This window comes from Burkholderia metallica (assembly GCF_902832845.1).
Lineage (GTDB): Bacteria > Pseudomonadota > Gammaproteobacteria > Burkholderiales > Burkholderiaceae > Burkholderia > Burkholderia metallica.
Map to the genome: position 1 here is coordinate 98632 of NZ_CADFDB010000016.1, position 16384 is coordinate 115015.

Below are 16384 nucleotides of genomic sequence, written 5' to 3' on the forward strand. Positions count from 1 at the left end.
CCAACCGCCCGACTTTTACGACATTTTTTCTTGCGAGGGCGGTCGGCGCGCTCCTAGACTTCGGGCATCCCAACCACGGAGCATGGCGATGTCGATACCCTGGAACGCAACCGCCGAACGCACACCTGCCGCGCCGCCTGTCGCGTGCGCCGATCGGGTGATCGTGCGGCGTTTCGATCCGGCTTTGGACAGCTATGCGCAACTCACGCCGATGCTGCATCGCGCGTTCGCGCGGCTCGGCGCGATGGGGCTCAACTGCACGTGCGTCGACCAGGACGTCGACGTCACGCGCCGTCGCGCGGAAGCGGGCGAGTGCTATGTCGCCGTGTGCGGCGGGCGCGTGATCGGCACGGCCACGCTGTATGCGACCGATCCGTCGTCGGCATGCTCGCTGTACCGGCGCGAAGGCGTCGCGAGCGTGCGGCAGGTGGCGGTGGACCCGGCTTGCCAGAGCCGCGGGATCGGCGCGTTGCTGCTCGCGTTCGCCGAGCAATGGGCCGCATTGCGCGGCTATACGCTGCTCGCGCTCGATACGCCGCATCCCGCGTCGCACCTGCTCGCGTTCTACGGCGCGCAGGGTTTCGACGTCGTCGACGTGATGCGCTTCGACGGCAAGTGCTACGACAGCGCGATTCTCTGCAAGCGGCCCGTCGCGCACGTCGTGCGTCGCGTGTCGACGGCGTCGCGCGTGGCCGCACGCGTGGCGGCCGTGCGTCGTCTTGTGCACGCGTTGCCGTCGCGTGTGGCCGTGATGGCCCGACGCGACTTGCACGTGCGACGTGGCGCGGGCTGGGCGGCGCGACGCGCGGCCGGTGCCGCGAGCTGCCGCTCGTCGCCGTGGCGGCCGCGTCAGCACGGACGCTACACGTTCGGCTGAACGCCGCGCGCCGTCTTTTCCTGTTTTGCCGCGCAAACGTCGCGTGAGCGGAGTGTGGCGCTCCCGCTCGTGTCAGGCCCTCGAGACACCCCCGCCGCATCGCGGCGAAACCGATGTTTACGCGCTTTTTATGCTGCCGCGCGGCGTGCTCGTGTCATTGCCGTTCATTGCGCCGATCGACATCGTGCCGCAGGCCTGCGAACGGGCCCGGGCATGACCGCGCGGCGTTACTCGTCGCGGCCGTGCGTAGCGCCGCCGCCTTTCGCGACGCGCCATGCGATCGTGCCGAGCACGCCGACCGCGACGACGAGCGCCGCCCACAGCACGTAGCGGCGCGGGGCGTCCGTGTCGGCGGCCGGTGCCGGCGCGACCGCCGAAACCGGCAACGCCGCGCCGACGCGCGCGGGCCGCACTTCGGGCGCCATGCCGACCAGCAACGCATCGCGGCTCACGGCCGACGACCCGAGCGACGCGGCGCCGACGCCGAGCGTAAACGGCGGCGTGCCGCGTGCGACGAAGGTCAGCGCGGCCGGATGCCAGCCGATCGAGACGGCCGGCTGGCCGCCGCCGAATCCGCCGTTGCGCATGTCGACGACGATCCGCCACGCGCGATCCGTATTCGCCGCGAACTCGAGCGGCGGATTGCGCTGCTCGCCGGCCTTGCCGTGCAACCGGAACAGCACGGCAGCCGCGACGTCTCGCCACGGCGCCTGCGCGTCGGCGCGGCTCTGCAGCGTCGCGCGCGCGACGGTGTTCGGCTGCGGCAGGTCGATGCGCACGCGGTCGACCGGATACGCGCCGTCGGTGTCGAACAGGTATTCGCCGGGCGTGCCGGCCGCCCGCACGCGTACGGCGTCGCGCCATTGGCGCGGCACGGACGCGGTATCGGTCCCGAGCGCATCGCGCGGGTGCGTTTCGACGTCGATCGATGCGATCGCGGGCGCACCGTCGAGCCAGTCGAGCCGCAGATAGCGCGGCGCCGCGCCGTCGAGCGCGATGCGTTCCTGCACCAGCATGTCGTCGCCGTGGCCGACCTTCAGCAGTTGCGTGCTGCCGAGTGCGCGCCAGTTGCGCAGGTCGTCGCTGGCTTCGACGGCGACACGCCCCTGGTAGCTGTCGTCGCCCACGTGCACGAGCAGCGCGTCGATGTTGCCGTCCGCATGCGACAGGTCGACGAGATCCGCGCCATGCTTCGCGCGCGCCGGTGCGGCGACGCCCGCGCGCAGCGCGCCGTCCGGGCCGACCGTCACGCCGAGCGGTGCGTTGCCGTCGTCGGCGCGCGCGGGCGGCAGCGCAAACCAGTGCACCGGCGTGCGGTGCGGCGGCACGGCGGGTGCGGCCGCGGCGGGTGCATCGAGCGAATACGGCACCGGCTCGCCCGCGCCGTTGAAGATGCGCACGTCGCCGAGATCGTCGCGCCGGCTCGCCGCATAGACGGGCTGCGGCACGGTGAGCTGGTAATACGCGGCGGCGCCGTCGAGGTCGAGCGAGAAGCGCTGCGCGACGCGCCCGGCCTCCGGCGCGCCGTCGGCCGCGGCGAACGACGCGAGCACGCTCAGTCCGAGCAGGGCGGCGAATCGTTTCATGCGGCGTCGTCCCGTGGCGCGGCGGCCTTCGGCGGCAGCGGCGAGAAGTAGCCGATCAACAGCAGCAGCACGCCGATGCCGATGAACGACACGATGCGCTCGATGCCGGTCACGTGCGACAGGTCGAACAGGAACAGCTTGACGACCGTGAGCGCGAGCAGCGCGGCGCCGACGAACCACAGCGGGCGCAGCCCGCGGCGCGTGGCCCAGATCGTGATCGCGAGCGCGCAGAGCGTCCAGTACACGGACACCGACGCCTGCACGAGCGTCGATTCCGCCATCGCGCCGAGTGCGTACGGCACGCCGGCCCAGTGATGCAGCGTGCGCAGCAGGATCGCGTTCAGCCACAGGAACGCGGTCGCCCCGGCTGCGCTCAGCAGTTGGACGCGGTACTGGCCGAACGACCAGCCGAGCTTGCGCGCGCGCACGAACCACGACGCGGCGAGCGCATAGACGACCGCGAGCACGAGGTCGAGCGGATTGAAGAGCGGCACGCGCGCCCAGCTGCCGCCGTCCTGCGTGAAGTTCGCGTAGAAGGTCCACACCCACATCACGACGATCAGCGGCAGCGACGCGAGCGCGCACACACGGGCGATGCCGTCGCGACGCGTCAGCCACATCCCGGCGAACGCGAACAGGCTCCAGCCGACCATGAACACTTGCTGGATGTCGAACGACGACAGCACGGTGTCGATGTCGTAACCCGTGTGGAAACGGTGATGCAGCGTGCGCAGCAGCAGCGCGTTGAACCACAGGAACACGGTTGCGATCGCCACGTAGTCGACGATGCGCGGATGCCACGCGATGCCGAGCGTGCGCAGGCGGCGCAGCCATACGGCGAATGCGACGAACACCAGGAACTGCGCGATGTCGAGCGGATTGAGCAGCGGGAGCCAGAAGAGCGGCGCCGCGTTGCCGTCGCTGATCACGCTGGCGACGCTCCACAGCCACAGCAGTGCGGCGAGCGGTGCCGCGCCCCACACCTGGTACGCGCGCGGAAACGTCGCGACGGGCCAGCGCAGGCGCGAGCCGGGGCCGGACACCAGCAGGAGCAGCGCGCCGAAGCCGTAGGCCCACGCGCTCCAGCTCCATGCGCCTTCGGGCACGTACGCGCGCAGGCGCCAGAAGCCTTCGAGCGACAGCAGCCCGCACACGGTCCAGAACATCAGTGTGTGCAGCGGCGCGACGATGCCCGCGGCGACGGATGGCACGAGACCGGGCGCGGTGCCTGTCGCGGGTTCGACGGTCGCCGGCCCGCGCGACTGGCGCCACAGCAGCGCAAGCGCCGCGCCGACCGCGACGGGCCACGCGAACGCGCCCATTCCCGACAGCGGCGCCTCATGCGCATCGAACGCGCGCAGCGCGAGCAGCGCCAGCACCGGCGTCAGCGCGAGCGCGGGCCATTCGGCGAGCGGCCACGCGAGCCGGCGGCGCGCGACGTGCGCGAGCCACGCGGTGCCGGCCGCGAACAGCGCGGTAGTATCGACGACGAAGCGATCGGCATGCAGGTCGACGTGACGGCTCGCGTAGACGAGGATCTCGTGCAGCACGCCGCTGACCCACCACAGCAGCCCCCACGCGGCCGCGGCGGCGCCGATCTCGGGCATCCACGCATGCCACGCGCGCGCTTCGCCGCGCCCGTGCAGCCACCAGCCGGTGAACAGGCCGGCGAGCGCGATCAGCAGCATCGCGATGTACGGGCTGTTGAGCACGGGCAGCGCGGTGGTGTCGGCCGGCCCGAGCAGGCTCGTGAAGAACGCACCGGCCGCGGCAACCTGCATCAGCAGCCCGAAGCCGAAGCGCAGCATGCGCTTCTCGCGCACGCCGAGCCACACGACGGCCGCGCCTTCGATCGCCCACGCGGCGCTCGTCGTCGGGCCCGAGAACGCGAGCGGCACGGCCAGCGTCGCGAAGATCACCGCGAGCGCGAGCGTGGATTCGAACAGCAGCGCGAGGCGGTCGCGGCGCCGCGCGAGCCAGGCGGTGACCGCGACGTAGAACGCCGACAGCGCGACCGCGCTCCACGCGAGCCCGAACGGCACGTCCTTCACGAGCGACGCCTGTAGCGCGGTCGCGACGATCGGCGTGCCGAACACGAGCGTGCCGTCCACGTAGTGCCGCAGCGCGAGCTCGCGCTTCACCGCATACAGCAGTGCGATGCCGACATACATCAGGAAGAAGAGGATCAGGAACGGCTCGGTGCTCGCGAACAGCGCGGGGCGGTAGGCCGTCACGCCCCACGCCGAACCGATCGTGAACGTGAACACGAAGCCGAGCAGGTTCAGCGGACGCCACGCCTTGAACCACGCGATCGCGAAGATACCTGCGTTCAGCAGTGCGTAGTAGCTGAACAGCGCGACGTGGTTGCCCTGGCCGGTCGACAGCAGCACCGGTGCGAGAAAGCCGCCCGCGCTGCCCATGAACGCGAACGGCAGTGCGTTCTGCCGCACCGCGAGGAACGCGCTCAGCGCGCACACGGCCACCATCAGCGGAAACGCGGCGCCGACGGGCAGCAGCGCGTAGAGCTTGGTCGCGGCGAAGATCGTCAGGTACAGGATGCCGACGCCACCGCCCTGCAGCACGAGCCCGTACGCGGCGCGGCGCGCGCGCACGCGCCAGCCGACCGCAAGCAGCGCGGCCGCGGCGAGCGCGGTGCCCGCGAGGCGGAATTCGATCGGCAGCATATTGTTGTCGGCCGCGTACTTGAGCAGGAACGCGACACCGAAGAACAGCACGACGATCCCGACGCGCACGACCGTGTTGCCGCCGAGCAGCCAGTCGCGCGCGGCGCGGAACGCGCGCTCGGCGATGCCGGGTTCGCGCGGTTGGGGCGGTGCGGGCGGGATCGACGGTGCGGCCGGTGTTTCGCTTGCACGGGGCGTCGTGGCCGGCGCCGGTGCGGCGGCGCGAACCGGTGCGGAAGAGGGCGCCGATACGGATGCGGATGCGGATGCGGATGCGGATGCGGATGCGGATGCGTCCGCGCGTGCGGCTGCCGGCTGGGCCGGCGGGCGCGGCGGCAGCGCAGCCGACGGCGGGACAGGGGCGAATGGCGTGGCGGATGCGGATGCAGTTGCGGTGCCCGCGGGTGTGGGCGCGGTCGCGCCGGTGGTGGCCGAGCCGGCGTGCGCGCCGGCAAGCTGGCCGCGCAGCGACGCGACTTCACGGGTCAGCGTCTCGACGGTCGCTTCGAGGCGCGCGACGCGCTCGGCCAGCGGAACCGGCGGCGGTGCAGGCGGCGCCTGCATCGCGAACGTGCCGGGTGTCGCGCCCTTGGCTTTGCGCTTGCGCTGTTGCAGCGTGTTGTCGAGGCAGAACCCGATCGCGGCGCCGAGCACTGCGCCGTTGATGGCGGAGAAGTCCCCGATCAATGCGGCAATCCCGCCCACGATGAAGCCGATTGCGGTAAAAGCCCAGTTCATCTCGCCTTGCTCCCTCTCTCGTATCGTTATCGGCCTGCGACCGGATGTTTGCCGATCGAGGCGGTGTCGGCATGGCCGGCAGGCGAACCGGCATGCGCTGCTGACAGCGGGGGCCGCGTGGCGGCCTGCGTCGCGATCAGCCTGTTGGCGGGGAATGTATCACAGCGGCCATCGTGGATTTTCCGGGTTGACGCGGTATCGCGGCGTGCGCCGTCCGGTGTCGCCACACGGTTCTTTCTGCACGATCATGCTTTTTGCCGGTGCGCGCGACGCGCATTCGTCAGAGCAGAGCGACGCGCGAACGGACGTGAAATTGTCGTAAAGCGACGCGCGCCCGATGCGAATCGGCGCACCGCGCGGCGCGATATGCGTCGCGCTGCTGCGCACAAGTCCGGTGCGCGATGCCCGCCGTTGCTGGCCGTGCGCGTATTGCGCCGCCGCAATCGGGTGCCGACCCGTGCTGCGGGCCGCCGGGCGGGGCCGGCGACCGTGTCGTATTTGCGCAAGCGTTTGTCGTAATTCGTCGGCAGGTCGGGGTTTTTTCTGGCAACTATGTAGGCACGCTATGCAAGTGCGAGTCCCCGCTACACGAGGAGAAGGTTTCGATGGATGCCCCCAAGGTCGTGGTCGAAGGTCTGTGCAAGGTGTTTGGAAGTAATCCGCAGCAGGCGCTCGACATGCTCGCCGCCGGCGCGACGAAGGACGATGTGCTCAAGCGCACCGGCCAGGTCGTCGGCGTGCACAACGTCTCCTTCGATGTGCAGGAAGGCGAAATTTTCGTGCTGATGGGCCTGTCCGGCTCCGGCAAGTCCACGCTGATCCGCCTCGTGAACCGGCTGGTCGATCCGAGCGCCGGCAAGGTGATGATCGACGGGCTCGATGTCGCGTCGGCACGCCGCTCGGCGCTGACCGCGCTGCGCCGCAAGGACATGAGCATGGTGTTCCAGTCGTTTGCGCTGATGCCGCATCGCACCGTGGTGTCGAATGCCGCGTTCGGGCTGGAAGTCGCGGGCATGGGCAAGAAGGAGCGCGAGCGCCGTGCGATGGAAGTGCTCGAGCAGGTCGGCCTCGCGCCGTTCTCGCACAAGCTGCCGTCCGAGCTGTCGGGCGGCATGCAGCAGCGCGTCGGCCTGGCCCGCGCGCTGGCCGTGAACCCGTCGCTGATGATCATGGACGAGGCGTTCTCCGCGCTCGACCCGCTCAAGCGCCGCGAAATGCAGGACGTGCTGCTGCAACTGCAGAAGGAGCAGCGCCGCACGATCATGTTCGTGTCGCACGATCTCGAGGAAGCGCTGCGCATCGGCAACCGCATCGCGATCATGGAAGGCGGCCGGCTCGTGCAGGTCGGCACGCCGCAGGACATCATCGCGAACCCGGCCGACGATTACGTGCGCGCATTCTTCGACGGCATCGACACCAGCCGCTACCTCACGGCCGGCGACCTGATGCAGACGGGCGCCGTGCCGCTCGTGTCGAAGTGCGATGCCGCGAACGTCGCGGCGACGCTCAACGGCAGCGCCGAATACGCGTTCGTGCTCGACGCCGAACGCAAGATCCGCGGCTTCGTCACGCGGGACGCGCTCGGTCAGGCCACGCCGTCGGTGCGGCCGATCGAAAGCATCCGGCGCGACGCGTCGCTCGAACATGTCGTCGCGCGCGTGGTCGCGAGCCCGAATGCACTGCCGGTCGTCGACGACGACGGCTGCTACTGCGGCTCGGTCGATCGTGCGCTCATCCTGAAGGCCATCACGCGTTCGCGAGGTTCCCATGTCTGAAATGATTCCGCTCGGTACCTGGGTCGACCAGTCCGTTCACTATCTGCTCGACCACGACGCAAAGACGTTCGACGCGATCGGCCAGGCGATCGAAGGGCTCGCGGCATTCGTCGAGCACGGCCTGCAGGCGATCCCGATGTGGATGATGATGGCCATCTTCATCGGCGTCGGGCTGTGGCGGGTGGGCTGGCGCTTTGCGCTGTTCACCACCGCGTCGCTGCTGCTGATCTTCGCCACCGGCTTCTGGGACCAGACGGTCATCACGCTCGGCCTCACGCTGTCGTCGACGATCATCAGCCTCGTGCTCGGCATTCCGCTCGGCATCTGGGCCGCGAAGAGCAAGTGGGTTGCCGCGATCGTGCGCCCGATCCTCGACCTGATGCAGACGATGCCGGCCTTCGTCTACCTGATTCCGGCCGCGATGCTGTTCGGTCTTGGCCGCGTGCCGGGGATCCTGTCGACGGTGATCTTCGCGATGCCGCCCGCGGTGCGCCTGACGAGCCTCGGTATCCGCCACGTGAACCGCGAGATCGTCGAAGCCGGCCAGGCATTCGGCTGCACGCCGTGGCAATTGCTGTACAAGGTGCAGTTTCCGAACGCGCTGCCGTCGATCATGCAGGGCGTGAACCAGACGATCATGATGGCGCTGTCGATGGTGATCATCGCGTCGATGGTCGGCGCGGGCGGCCTCGGCAACGACGTGCTCGCCAGTATCCAGCGCCTCGACATCGGTCTCGGTTTCGAAAGCGGCCTGTCGGTCGTGCTGCTCGCGATCATTCTCGACCGCATCACCGAGAGCTTCGGCCGCGCGCCGGGCACCGTGAAGGCGCCGCTGTTCTCGGGCCTCAAGCAGCTGTTTCGCGTGAAAGCCGCACACGCACAAGCGTGACCTCCGGCGGCCGGCACCGCCGGCCGCTCACCCTGAATATTTGATAACGGCCTCCGCGGTTCGCGCCGCGGGGCTAGCCCCCTGCAACCTCCTCGCCAGGAGACCGATGTGACGTCCGCCGTCGCCGTGGCGCCCGCCGCCTGCGTTTCACCGGTTTCGTCTCTCGCCCATTTCGGCTTCCTGACGCTGCCGAACTTTTCGATGATCGCGTTCTCGAGCGCCGTCGAAGTGCTTCGGATGGCGAACTACGTCGGGCGAGCCGATCACTACCAGTGGTCGATCTACTCGCTCGACGGCAGTCCGGTGCACGCCAGCAACGGCATCGCGGTACGGCCCACGCAGGCGCTCGACTACACGAACCTGCCCGACGTGATGATCGTGTGCGGCGGTATCCGCATCCGCGACGTGGTCGACGAAGGCGCGCGCGATACGCTCGCGGCCCTCGCCGAACGCGGGCTGCCGCTCGGCGGTATCTGCACCGGTGCGTACGCGCTGATGTCGAGCGGGTTGCTCGACGGCTATCGCTGCACCGTGCATTGGGAGAACCTGTCCGCGCTGCATGCCGAGTTTCCGCAGGTCGGGTTCGCCGACGAGCTGTTCGTCGTCGACCGCGACCGGCTGACCTGCACCGGCGGCACCGCGCCGCTCGACCTGATGCTGAACCTCGTCGGCATGCGTTTCGGCCAGCAGCTGGCCGCGCAGGTGTCCGAGCAGTTCATCCTGGAGCGCATCCGCAGTTCGACCGATACGCAGCCGATTCCGGTCGATGCGCGGGTCGGCTTCTCGCGCGCCGAGCTGATCGAGGTCGTGCGGCTGATGGAGGCGAACATCGAGGAGCCGCTGTCGCTGGAGGAACTCGCGCGGCTCGTGCGGCTGTCGCAGCGGCATCTGCAGCGCATGTTCAAGGTGTACCTGAACGTGTCGCCGACCCACTATTACCTGACGCTGCGCCTGAAACGCGCACGCGACCTGCTGCGCACGACCGACGCGTCGATCGCGCGCGTGACGACCGTCTGCGGCTTTCATTCGCCATGTCATTTCAGCAAGGCCTATCGCGCGCAGTTCGGCCATGCGCCGAGCTACGAGCGCCGGCTGCCGGGGCGCTGAACCGGGGCCACGATTCGGTCCGCGACGCCGCCGGGATCGCGGCGCGCGGCTTCAATAAACGATCCCGCATTCAAGCAAACGACATCACTTTGAGGAGAAGCAAGATGAAGCGCCTATTGATCGCAGCGGTGTGCGGGGTCGGGATAACCGCGCCGATGTCGGCCGTGTATGCGGCCGATCCGCCCGTATGCAAGAACGTGCGCTTCGCGGATGTCGGCTGGTCCGACATCGCGGCGACCACCGGCCTCGCATCGACGATGCTGCAGGGGCTCGGCTACAACCCGACGAAGACGATCGCATCGGTGCCGATCACGTTCGCGGGGATCAAGAGCAAGCAGATCGACGTGTTCCTCGGCTACTGGTCGCCGACGATGGACCCGATCATCCAGCCGTTCACGAAGGCCGGCACGATCAAGGTGCTCGCGACGCCGAACCTGACCGGCGCGAAATACACGCTCGCGGTGCCCGACTACGTGTACCAGGGCGGCCTGAAGTCGTTCGCGGACATCCAGAAATACGCGGACAAGCTCAACGGCAAGATCTACGGGATCGAGCCGGGCAATGACGGCAACCTGCTGATCAAGAAGATGATCGACGGCAACCAGTTCGGCCTCGGCAAGTTCAAGATGGTCGAGTCGAGCGAAGCCGGGATGCTGGTCGAGGTGAATCGCGCGATCCGCGACAAGCAGTGGATCGTGTTCCTCGGCTGGGAACCGCATCCGATGAACGTGCAGATGAAGATCGACTACCTGAGCGGCGGCGACGCCGTGTTCGGTCCGAACTACGGCGAAGCGAAGGTGCTGACCGCGACGCCGCCCGATTATTCGCAGCGCTGCCCGAACGTCGCGAAGTTCGTGTCGAACCTGCAGTTCACGACGTCGATCGAGAACCACGTGATGATGCCGATCATGAACAAGGAAGACCCGAACAAGGCGGCGGCCGAGTGGCTGAAGGCGAACCCGCAGGCGCTCGACAAGTGGCTCGCCGGCGTGACGACGCTCGACGGCAAGCCGGGGCTGCCGGCGGTGAAGGCGTATCTCGGCGTGCATTGAGCGACGGGCACGGGGCTTCACGGTCCTGACCGGGAGCCCGGCGCGTCGTCGAGCCGGTGGAAGCGGGGCGCACGTCCTGCCTCCACCGGCTTTTTGCATTCGGCTTCACGCGCGGCGCGATGGCAAGAGGACGATGCGCTAGACTGCTCGATCCGATCGAGGAGGCGGCGATGATCCGCAACACGCGTGATGTATCCGGATGGCGACACGAACACGGCAGGCGGCTGAACGACATGTCCATGCGTGCCGACGAGGGCCGCAGCCGGATGACGCGGCATCCCGACGGTCGTTTCGCATGAAGCGCATCGAGCAAGTGGTGCTCGCCGCCGATCTCGCGGGCACGGTGGTGTTTGCGATCGAGGGCGCCAATGCGGCGATTGGCGCCGGCCTCGACCTGTTCGGGGTCATGGTGTTGTCGCTCGTCGTCGCGCTCGGCGGCGGCGTGATCCGCGACCTGCTGATCGGCGCACGGCCGCCGAGCGCCGTGAGCGACTGGCGCTATCCGGCGCTCGCGTTCGCTTCCGGGTTGTTCGCGTTCGTGTTTCACGAGCGGGTCGCCGCGTTTTCTCCGTCGCTGCTCACGACGCTCGATGCGGCCGGCCTCGCGTTGTTCGCGGTCGCGGGCGCGGTGAAGGCGCTCGAATTCCGGGTTCACCCGTTCATCGCGACGCTGATGGGCGCCGTGACCGGCTGCGGCGGCGGTGTCGTGCGCGATGTCCTGCTCGCGCGGGTGCCGGCGGTCCTGGTCACGGATATTTATGCGAGCGCGGCGCTGCTCGGCGCGGTGTGCGTCGTGTCGTGCCGGCGGCTCGGTTGTCCGCCGGTCGTCGCGGCCGTGCTGGGCGGTGTTGCGTGCTTTGCGCTGCGGATGGCGGCGGTGCGCTTCGGCTGGCAATTGCCGAAAATCACCACCGGCGCGTGAGCGCTCGGCTCACGGTTCCTTCGTTGCCGCCGGTACGTCGAACACCCGATCGAACGCCCACTGGAACACGAACGCATAGCAGAAGAAGAACGCAAACAGCCCGATGTCGACGACGAACGCGTCGAGCCACGAGATGTCGAGCCACCACGATACGACCGGCACGAGGATGAAGATCAGCCCGCCTTCGAATCCGGTCGCGTGCAGGATGCGTCGCCCGAGCGTGCGCGTCGGCCGCCGGCGCGACGCTTCCCAGCGCTCGAACAGCGCGTTGAAAAGCATGTTCCACAGCAGCGCGATCGCCGACATCGTTGCCGACAGTGCGCCCGAATAGACGAGGTCCTGCTTGAAGATCGCCGCGATCACGGGCGAGATGCACGAAATCGCGATCGCTTCGTAGAGCACCGCCTGCGTGATCCTGCGCGGTAGGCCTTGCACGTAGTTGCTCCGGTTGACCGTCACGCGCCGCGGCACCGTGCCGCGGCGTCCCGCAAGGCTATGCGCGTTGCACGTCCGCTTCAATTCACCTAATCTCACCCCGATTGAATCCAATTCAACCCGGCCCGATCCGGCCCGCGAGGCCCCCGTGTTCTCGAAAATTCCCCTGACCGCATTGCGTGTATTCGAGTCGGCGGCGCGCCTCGGCGCATTCAAGGCTGCCGCGGATGAACTGTCCGTGACGCCGGCCGCCGTGTCGCATCAGATCAAGTCGCTCGAAAGCCGGCTCGGCGTGCTGCTGTTCGAGCGCGGGGCGAGCGGCGTGCGGCTCACGGACGAAGGCGAGCGCCTGTTTCATACGAGTCACGAGGCACTGCTCGCGTTGAGCCGCGGGCTCGATGCGGTGCGGCCGGAGACGCCCGAAGACCGCACGCTCGTGCTGACCACCACGCCCGCGTTTGCCGCGATGTGGCTGATTCCGCGTCTCGGCCGGTTTCGTCGCATCGATCCGCAACTGCACATCAAGGTCGAAACGGGCAACACGCTCGCCGATCTCGAACGCGATGCGCGGATCGATCTCGCGATTCGCGCGACGTCGCGCACGTTTCCGGCGCTGCACGAGATTGCGTTGATCGACGAGTATTTCGGCGCGTATGCGGCCGCCGGGTTCGATGCGCATCGCACGGACGAGCCGCTCGACCTGATCGAGACCGTGTGGGATACGCCGCTGCCGGTGTCGGTCGACTGGGCGTCGTGGTGCCGTGCGGCAGGCCACGAAGCATGGCTCGAACGCGCGGTGTTTCGCCATTACGACGACGAGCATTACGCGTTGCAGGCGGTGCTGCACGGGCAGGGCATCGCGCTGCTCAGCTCGGTGCTGGCCGCCGAGCATGTCGCGCACGGGGCATTGGCGCCGATCGAGCCGGCGGTGCGGATCGAAGGCGCGCGCTTCGTCGCGCTGTGCCGGCCGGGACGGGAGCGGGAGCCGCAGGTCAGGTCGTTTCTGGACTGGCTCGCGGCGGAGATTGCGCAGACGCGGGACGCGGTGGGGCGGATGGGGGAGGCGGACATCGAGCGGTAACGGGCGGGCTGTGCGCCCCGCTCCGAAATTGCCATCCCGGAGCGGGGAAACCGGCCCCACCGCGTGCGCTCACCCGAACCTGACGCAATAAACCGGAGGCAAATGCGCAGACACCAACTGCCAGTTCTCGCCGCCGTCATCGGACGTCCATAACCCGCCAGTGGTCGATCCCATCGCGAGGCGCGTGCCGGTGTCGTCGATCGCGAGCCCGTGCCGATACACGAGGTCGTACGCCGGCGCACTCGGCAACCCGTTCGAGAACTGCTCGAAACTGCGCCCGCCGTCGCGCGTGCGCGTGACGACGAAGCGGCCATCCACCGGAATCCGGCACGCATCCTTCACGGCCGGCACGAACCACGCCGTATCCGGCTCGCGCGGGTGCACGGCCACCGCGAAACCGAAGCTCGAAGGCTGCGCCTCGATGCGCCGCCAGTGTTCGGCGCCGTCGGTCGAACGGAAGATCGCGCAGTGATGCTGCGTCCACAGCACGTCAGGGTTCGCCGCGCACTGCACGACGCGGTGCGGGTCCTGCGCGTTGGGCTCGCCGCGCCGTTCGGGCGGCATGTAGTCGGCTTCCATTCCGTCGGCGGTCACCCGCCACGTCGCGCCGCCGTCGGCGGTCTGCCAGACGCCGCCGCACGAGATGCCGATCGTCACGTGCCGGCTGTCGCGCGGATCGACCATCACCGAATGAATGCCCGGCGCATCGTAGCCGCCGCCGCCCCATTCGGCGCGTTCGGGGCGGTCCCACAATGTGCGGTTCAGTACCCATGAGTTGCCGTGGTCGTCGGAGCGGAACAGCCCGCCGGGAATTGTGCCTGCCCACAGCGCGCCCGGCTCGTCGGCGCCGCCGGCTTCGAGCGACCAGATCTGCTGAAGCGTCCACGGCGGCTGCGGCGGGGCGGGGGGCTCGTCGTCCGCGTCGCCCTTGCCCGCGTGCGCGCCGGCGCCGCCAGGCGGTTCGTCGGCAGGCTGCGGCGGATAGACGGGAACCGCGCATTCTTCCCAATCGACGGCGCCCGCTCGCCTGCGGTGCAGCTTCACGCCGAAATGGCCGAGGTTGAGCGCCGCATAGAGCGTGCCGTCGCGCGGGTCGGCGAGCGCCACGCTGACGGGCTCGCCGATGAAATGCGGCTCACCGGGCGTCCAGCCGCCGCTACCGTCGGGTTGCATGACGAACAAGCCCTTGCGGGTCGCGACGAGCAGTCGATCGTTCATGTGCGATGTCTCCTGATGGTCCGCCTTGGCGCGATAGCGCTTGTTATCGGGGCTGCGCCCGTGCATGGGTCCCTTTATCCGCCCGTCAGCGCCTGGACGACATACACGCGGCTCGCGTCGCCGAGCGCATCGGACAGGCGCTGCCGGTCGCGGATCGGCTGGCCGTCGATGAAGACCGACAGGTGTTTTCGCAGCGCGCCCTGGTCGTCGAGGATGTAGCCGCGCAATCGCGGCTGCTCGCGGAAAACGGCGTCGAATGCTTCGCCGACCGTGCGCGCATCGATTTCGCGCTCGGGCGTTTCGATATGCCGCTGGATCGACGCGGCGAAGAAGAGGTGCGCCATGACGGGCAGATCGGAAGAGGGGCGAAGGGACGGTCTGTAGTTTAGGCGATCCCGCCGGGCGTTTCAGGGCCGCGTCACATGCCGGCGGCAGGCTGTCGGCGATATAGCGGGGTCGAAAGACAGCGGCCCGGACAACGCGATCGCCATGCCCGGTCGACAGGATTCGGTGAATCGGCAACAATCGTGCCGCGATCGTGGCGGCACGCGTCAGGCAGTTGTACTACGCATACTTGTCGCCAACCGTCTCCCTGACGGGGTGCGTGTCGTACACGATGACCATGCGCTCGACGAGCCCGCTTTCGTCGAATTCGAACACGTCGACACATTCGAACTGCACCGCCGAGCCGTCGTTAAGCCCCCAGTCGTACACGAAGTAACCCGTTGCCCGTCGTGCGCCGGTCGCGCTGACGCAGATGTCGATCAGGGTGATCCGGCTTTGTCCGGATGCGGCAACGACCTTGTCGAAGAACGGTTTCGGCTGCATCCAGCCGAGAAACGGAGAAAAAATCCGTGCATCCGGCGTGAACAGCGCGCAGATCGACGCGACGTCGCCGCGCTCGAGCGCCTTCAGATAGGTGTCGACCTGCTGCGTGTATAGTGCCTCCGACGACGAGACCATGCTCTTTCTCCGCTGATTGTTGACGAGCCGGGACGCAGTAGCCGCTGCGAATCCGATGCACCCACGATAGCGATGCAGCGATGACCGAACAATCGAAAAATCCGCAACCCGGGCATGCGGCCCGTGCATACCCGCTTGCCGAACTCACGCGAGCGCTGCCGCCGTTGACGGCGTTCCAGGCATTCGTCGCCGCCGCCGAACTGGGCAGCTTCAGCCGGGCCGCCGATCATCTGTGCAGGACCCAGGGTGCGGTGAGCCGTCAGGTGCAGCAACTGGAAGTGCATTACGGGTGCGCGCTGTTCGTGCGTCATGCGTCGGGGCTGGCGCTGACCGCGGAAGGCGGCGCGTTGCTGACGGTGGCCGTCGACGTCCTGACGCAACTGGCACGCCACGCGGGAAGTTCATGGCGGCGTCGCGCCGGTTCTCACGCTGCGGTTGCCGTCCACGTTCGCGATCCGCTGGCTGCTGCCGCGTCTTCCCGCGATTCATCGCGCACTCCAGCCGACCGAACTGCGGATCCAGACGTCGGCGGACGACACGCCGGATTTCGCCGGAACCGACGTCGACGCGATCGTCGTGCGCGGGGCCGGGCACTGGGCCGGCATGGTGTCGGTTCCGCTGTTTGCGGAGCGGCTGACGCCGATGTGTACCGGCACGCTGGCCGCTTCATTGAAATCGTTCGCCGACCTTGCGCGGGCCACGTTGCTTCATCCCGCCCGCGGGCATGACGAGTGGCGCTGCTGGCTCGCTGCGGTCGGCGCGACGCAGGTCGATCCGGAAACCGGGCTGGTACTGGACACGCTCGAGTTGACGCTCACGGCCGCGGAGCAGGGGCACGGCGTGGCGATCGGCGACCCGCGCATGGCCCGGGACCGGCTCGTGGCCGGGACGCTGGTGGCTCCCTTTGGCGACGTCGTGGACAACGGTCTCGGCTATTTTCTCGTGTACCCGTCGCCGCGCGCGACGCAACCCAGGATTCGCGCGCTGACGTCGATCCTGACGGAACTCGCGCAGGACGATTCGCCGCGCACCGCGTGACGGGCATCCGTGCCGGTCA

General features: G+C 68.6%; 13 protein-coding genes and 1 pseudogene. 8 read left to right on the forward strand and 6 right to left on the reverse strand.

Translation table 11 applies throughout. The annotated features are described in order from the left end of the window. The first annotated feature begins 88 nt into the window (after positions 1–88). The gene (locus HWX08_RS31610) at positions 89–877 is read left to right on the forward strand and encodes a GNAT family N-acetyltransferase (RefSeq protein ID WP_174921850.1); all 789 of its coding nucleotides are present in this window, start codon (positions 89–91) and stop codon (positions 875–877) included. Between the two features lie 227 nt (positions 878–1104). On the opposite strand, the gene HWX08_RS31615 is transcribed toward HWX08_RS31610, so the two are convergent. Then, the gene (locus HWX08_RS31615) at positions 1105–2463 is read right to left on the reverse strand and encodes a DUF3999 domain-containing protein (protein ID WP_174921851.1); all 1359 of its coding nucleotides are present in this window, start codon (positions 2461–2463) and stop codon (positions 1105–1107) included. After that, positions 2460–5885, reverse strand: coding sequence for a DUF2339 domain-containing protein (locus tag HWX08_RS31620; RefSeq protein ID WP_174921852.1), 3426 nt, complete (start codon positions 5883–5885; stop codon positions 2460–2462). Before HWX08_RS31620 ends, HWX08_RS31615 begins: the two co-directional genes overlap by 4 nt. Before the next feature lie 605 nt (positions 5886–6490). Between HWX08_RS31620 and HWX08_RS31625 the strand changes: the two genes are divergently transcribed. The 5 genes from HWX08_RS31625 to HWX08_RS31645 all read left to right on the forward strand — a co-directional run bounded on the left by HWX08_RS31625 (position 6491) and on the right by HWX08_RS31645 (position 11630). Continuing rightward, entirely contained in the window at positions 6491–7660 is a 1170-nt protein-coding gene (locus tag HWX08_RS31625) for a quaternary amine ABC transporter ATP-binding protein (protein ID WP_242448787.1), read from the forward strand. Then, positions 7653–8549 (forward strand): choline ABC transporter permease subunit, encoded by an 897-nt coding sequence (choW, locus tag HWX08_RS31630; RefSeq protein ID WP_069260699.1) that lies wholly within the window; start codon positions 7653–7655, stop codon positions 8547–8549. Before HWX08_RS31625 ends, choW begins: the two co-directional genes overlap by 8 nt. 108 nt (positions 8550–8657) lie before the next feature. Continuing rightward, positions 8658–9656: a GlxA family transcriptional regulator gene (locus HWX08_RS31635; RefSeq protein WP_011354068.1), complete on the forward strand. Its 999-nt coding sequence runs from the start codon at positions 8658–8660 to the stop codon at positions 9654–9656. A gap of 104 nt (positions 9657–9760) precedes the next feature. After that, on the forward strand, positions 9761–10708 hold the full coding sequence (locus HWX08_RS31640; RefSeq protein ID WP_069260698.1) for a choline ABC transporter substrate-binding protein: 948 nt from the start codon (positions 9761–9763) through the stop codon (positions 10706–10708). Positions 10709–11003: 295 nt separating this feature from the next. Continuing rightward, positions 11004–11630 carry a trimeric intracellular cation channel family protein gene (locus tag HWX08_RS31645; RefSeq protein ID WP_174921853.1) on the forward strand — a complete coding sequence of 209 codons (627 nt, stop codon included), beginning with the start codon at positions 11004–11006 and terminating at the stop codon, positions 11628–11630. 9 nt (positions 11631–11639) lie between these two features. Here the strand turns inward: HWX08_RS31645 and HWX08_RS31650 are convergent, their stop codons facing one another. Then, positions 11640–12065 (reverse strand): PACE efflux transporter, encoded by a 426-nt coding sequence (locus HWX08_RS31650; protein ID WP_174921854.1) that lies wholly within the window; start codon positions 12063–12065, stop codon positions 11640–11642. 148 nt (positions 12066–12213) lie between these two features. Here HWX08_RS31650 and HWX08_RS31655 point away from each other — a divergent pair, with 148 nt between their 5' ends. Further along, on the forward strand, positions 12214–13146 hold the full coding sequence (locus HWX08_RS31655; protein ID WP_174921855.1) for a LysR substrate-binding domain-containing protein: 933 nt from the start codon (positions 12214–12216) through the stop codon (positions 13144–13146). A gap of 69 nt (positions 13147–13215) precedes the next feature. On the opposite strand, the gene HWX08_RS31660 is transcribed toward HWX08_RS31655, so the two are convergent. The 3 genes from HWX08_RS31660 to HWX08_RS31670 all read right to left on the reverse strand — a co-directional run bounded on the left by HWX08_RS31660 (position 13216) and on the right by HWX08_RS31670 (position 15327). Then, positions 13216–14364: a WD40/YVTN/BNR-like repeat-containing protein gene (locus tag HWX08_RS31660; protein ID WP_174921856.1), complete on the reverse strand. Its 1149-nt coding sequence runs from the start codon at positions 14362–14364 to the stop codon at positions 13216–13218. 74 nt (positions 14365–14438) lie between these two features. After that, entirely contained in the window at positions 14439–14708 is a 270-nt protein-coding gene (locus HWX08_RS31665) for a MoaD/ThiS family protein (RefSeq protein ID WP_174921857.1), read from the reverse strand. Positions 14709–14928: 220 nt separating this feature from the next. After that, positions 14929–15327, reverse strand: coding sequence for a nuclear transport factor 2 family protein (locus tag HWX08_RS31670; protein WP_107310149.1), 399 nt, complete (start codon positions 15325–15327; stop codon positions 14929–14931). An 80-nt stretch (positions 15328–15407) separates the two neighbouring features. Here HWX08_RS31670 and HWX08_RS31675 point away from each other — a divergent pair. Continuing rightward, positions 15408–16365 (forward strand): annotated as a pseudogene (locus HWX08_RS31675) (LysR substrate-binding domain-containing protein). Positions 16366–16384: the final 19 nt, after the last annotated feature.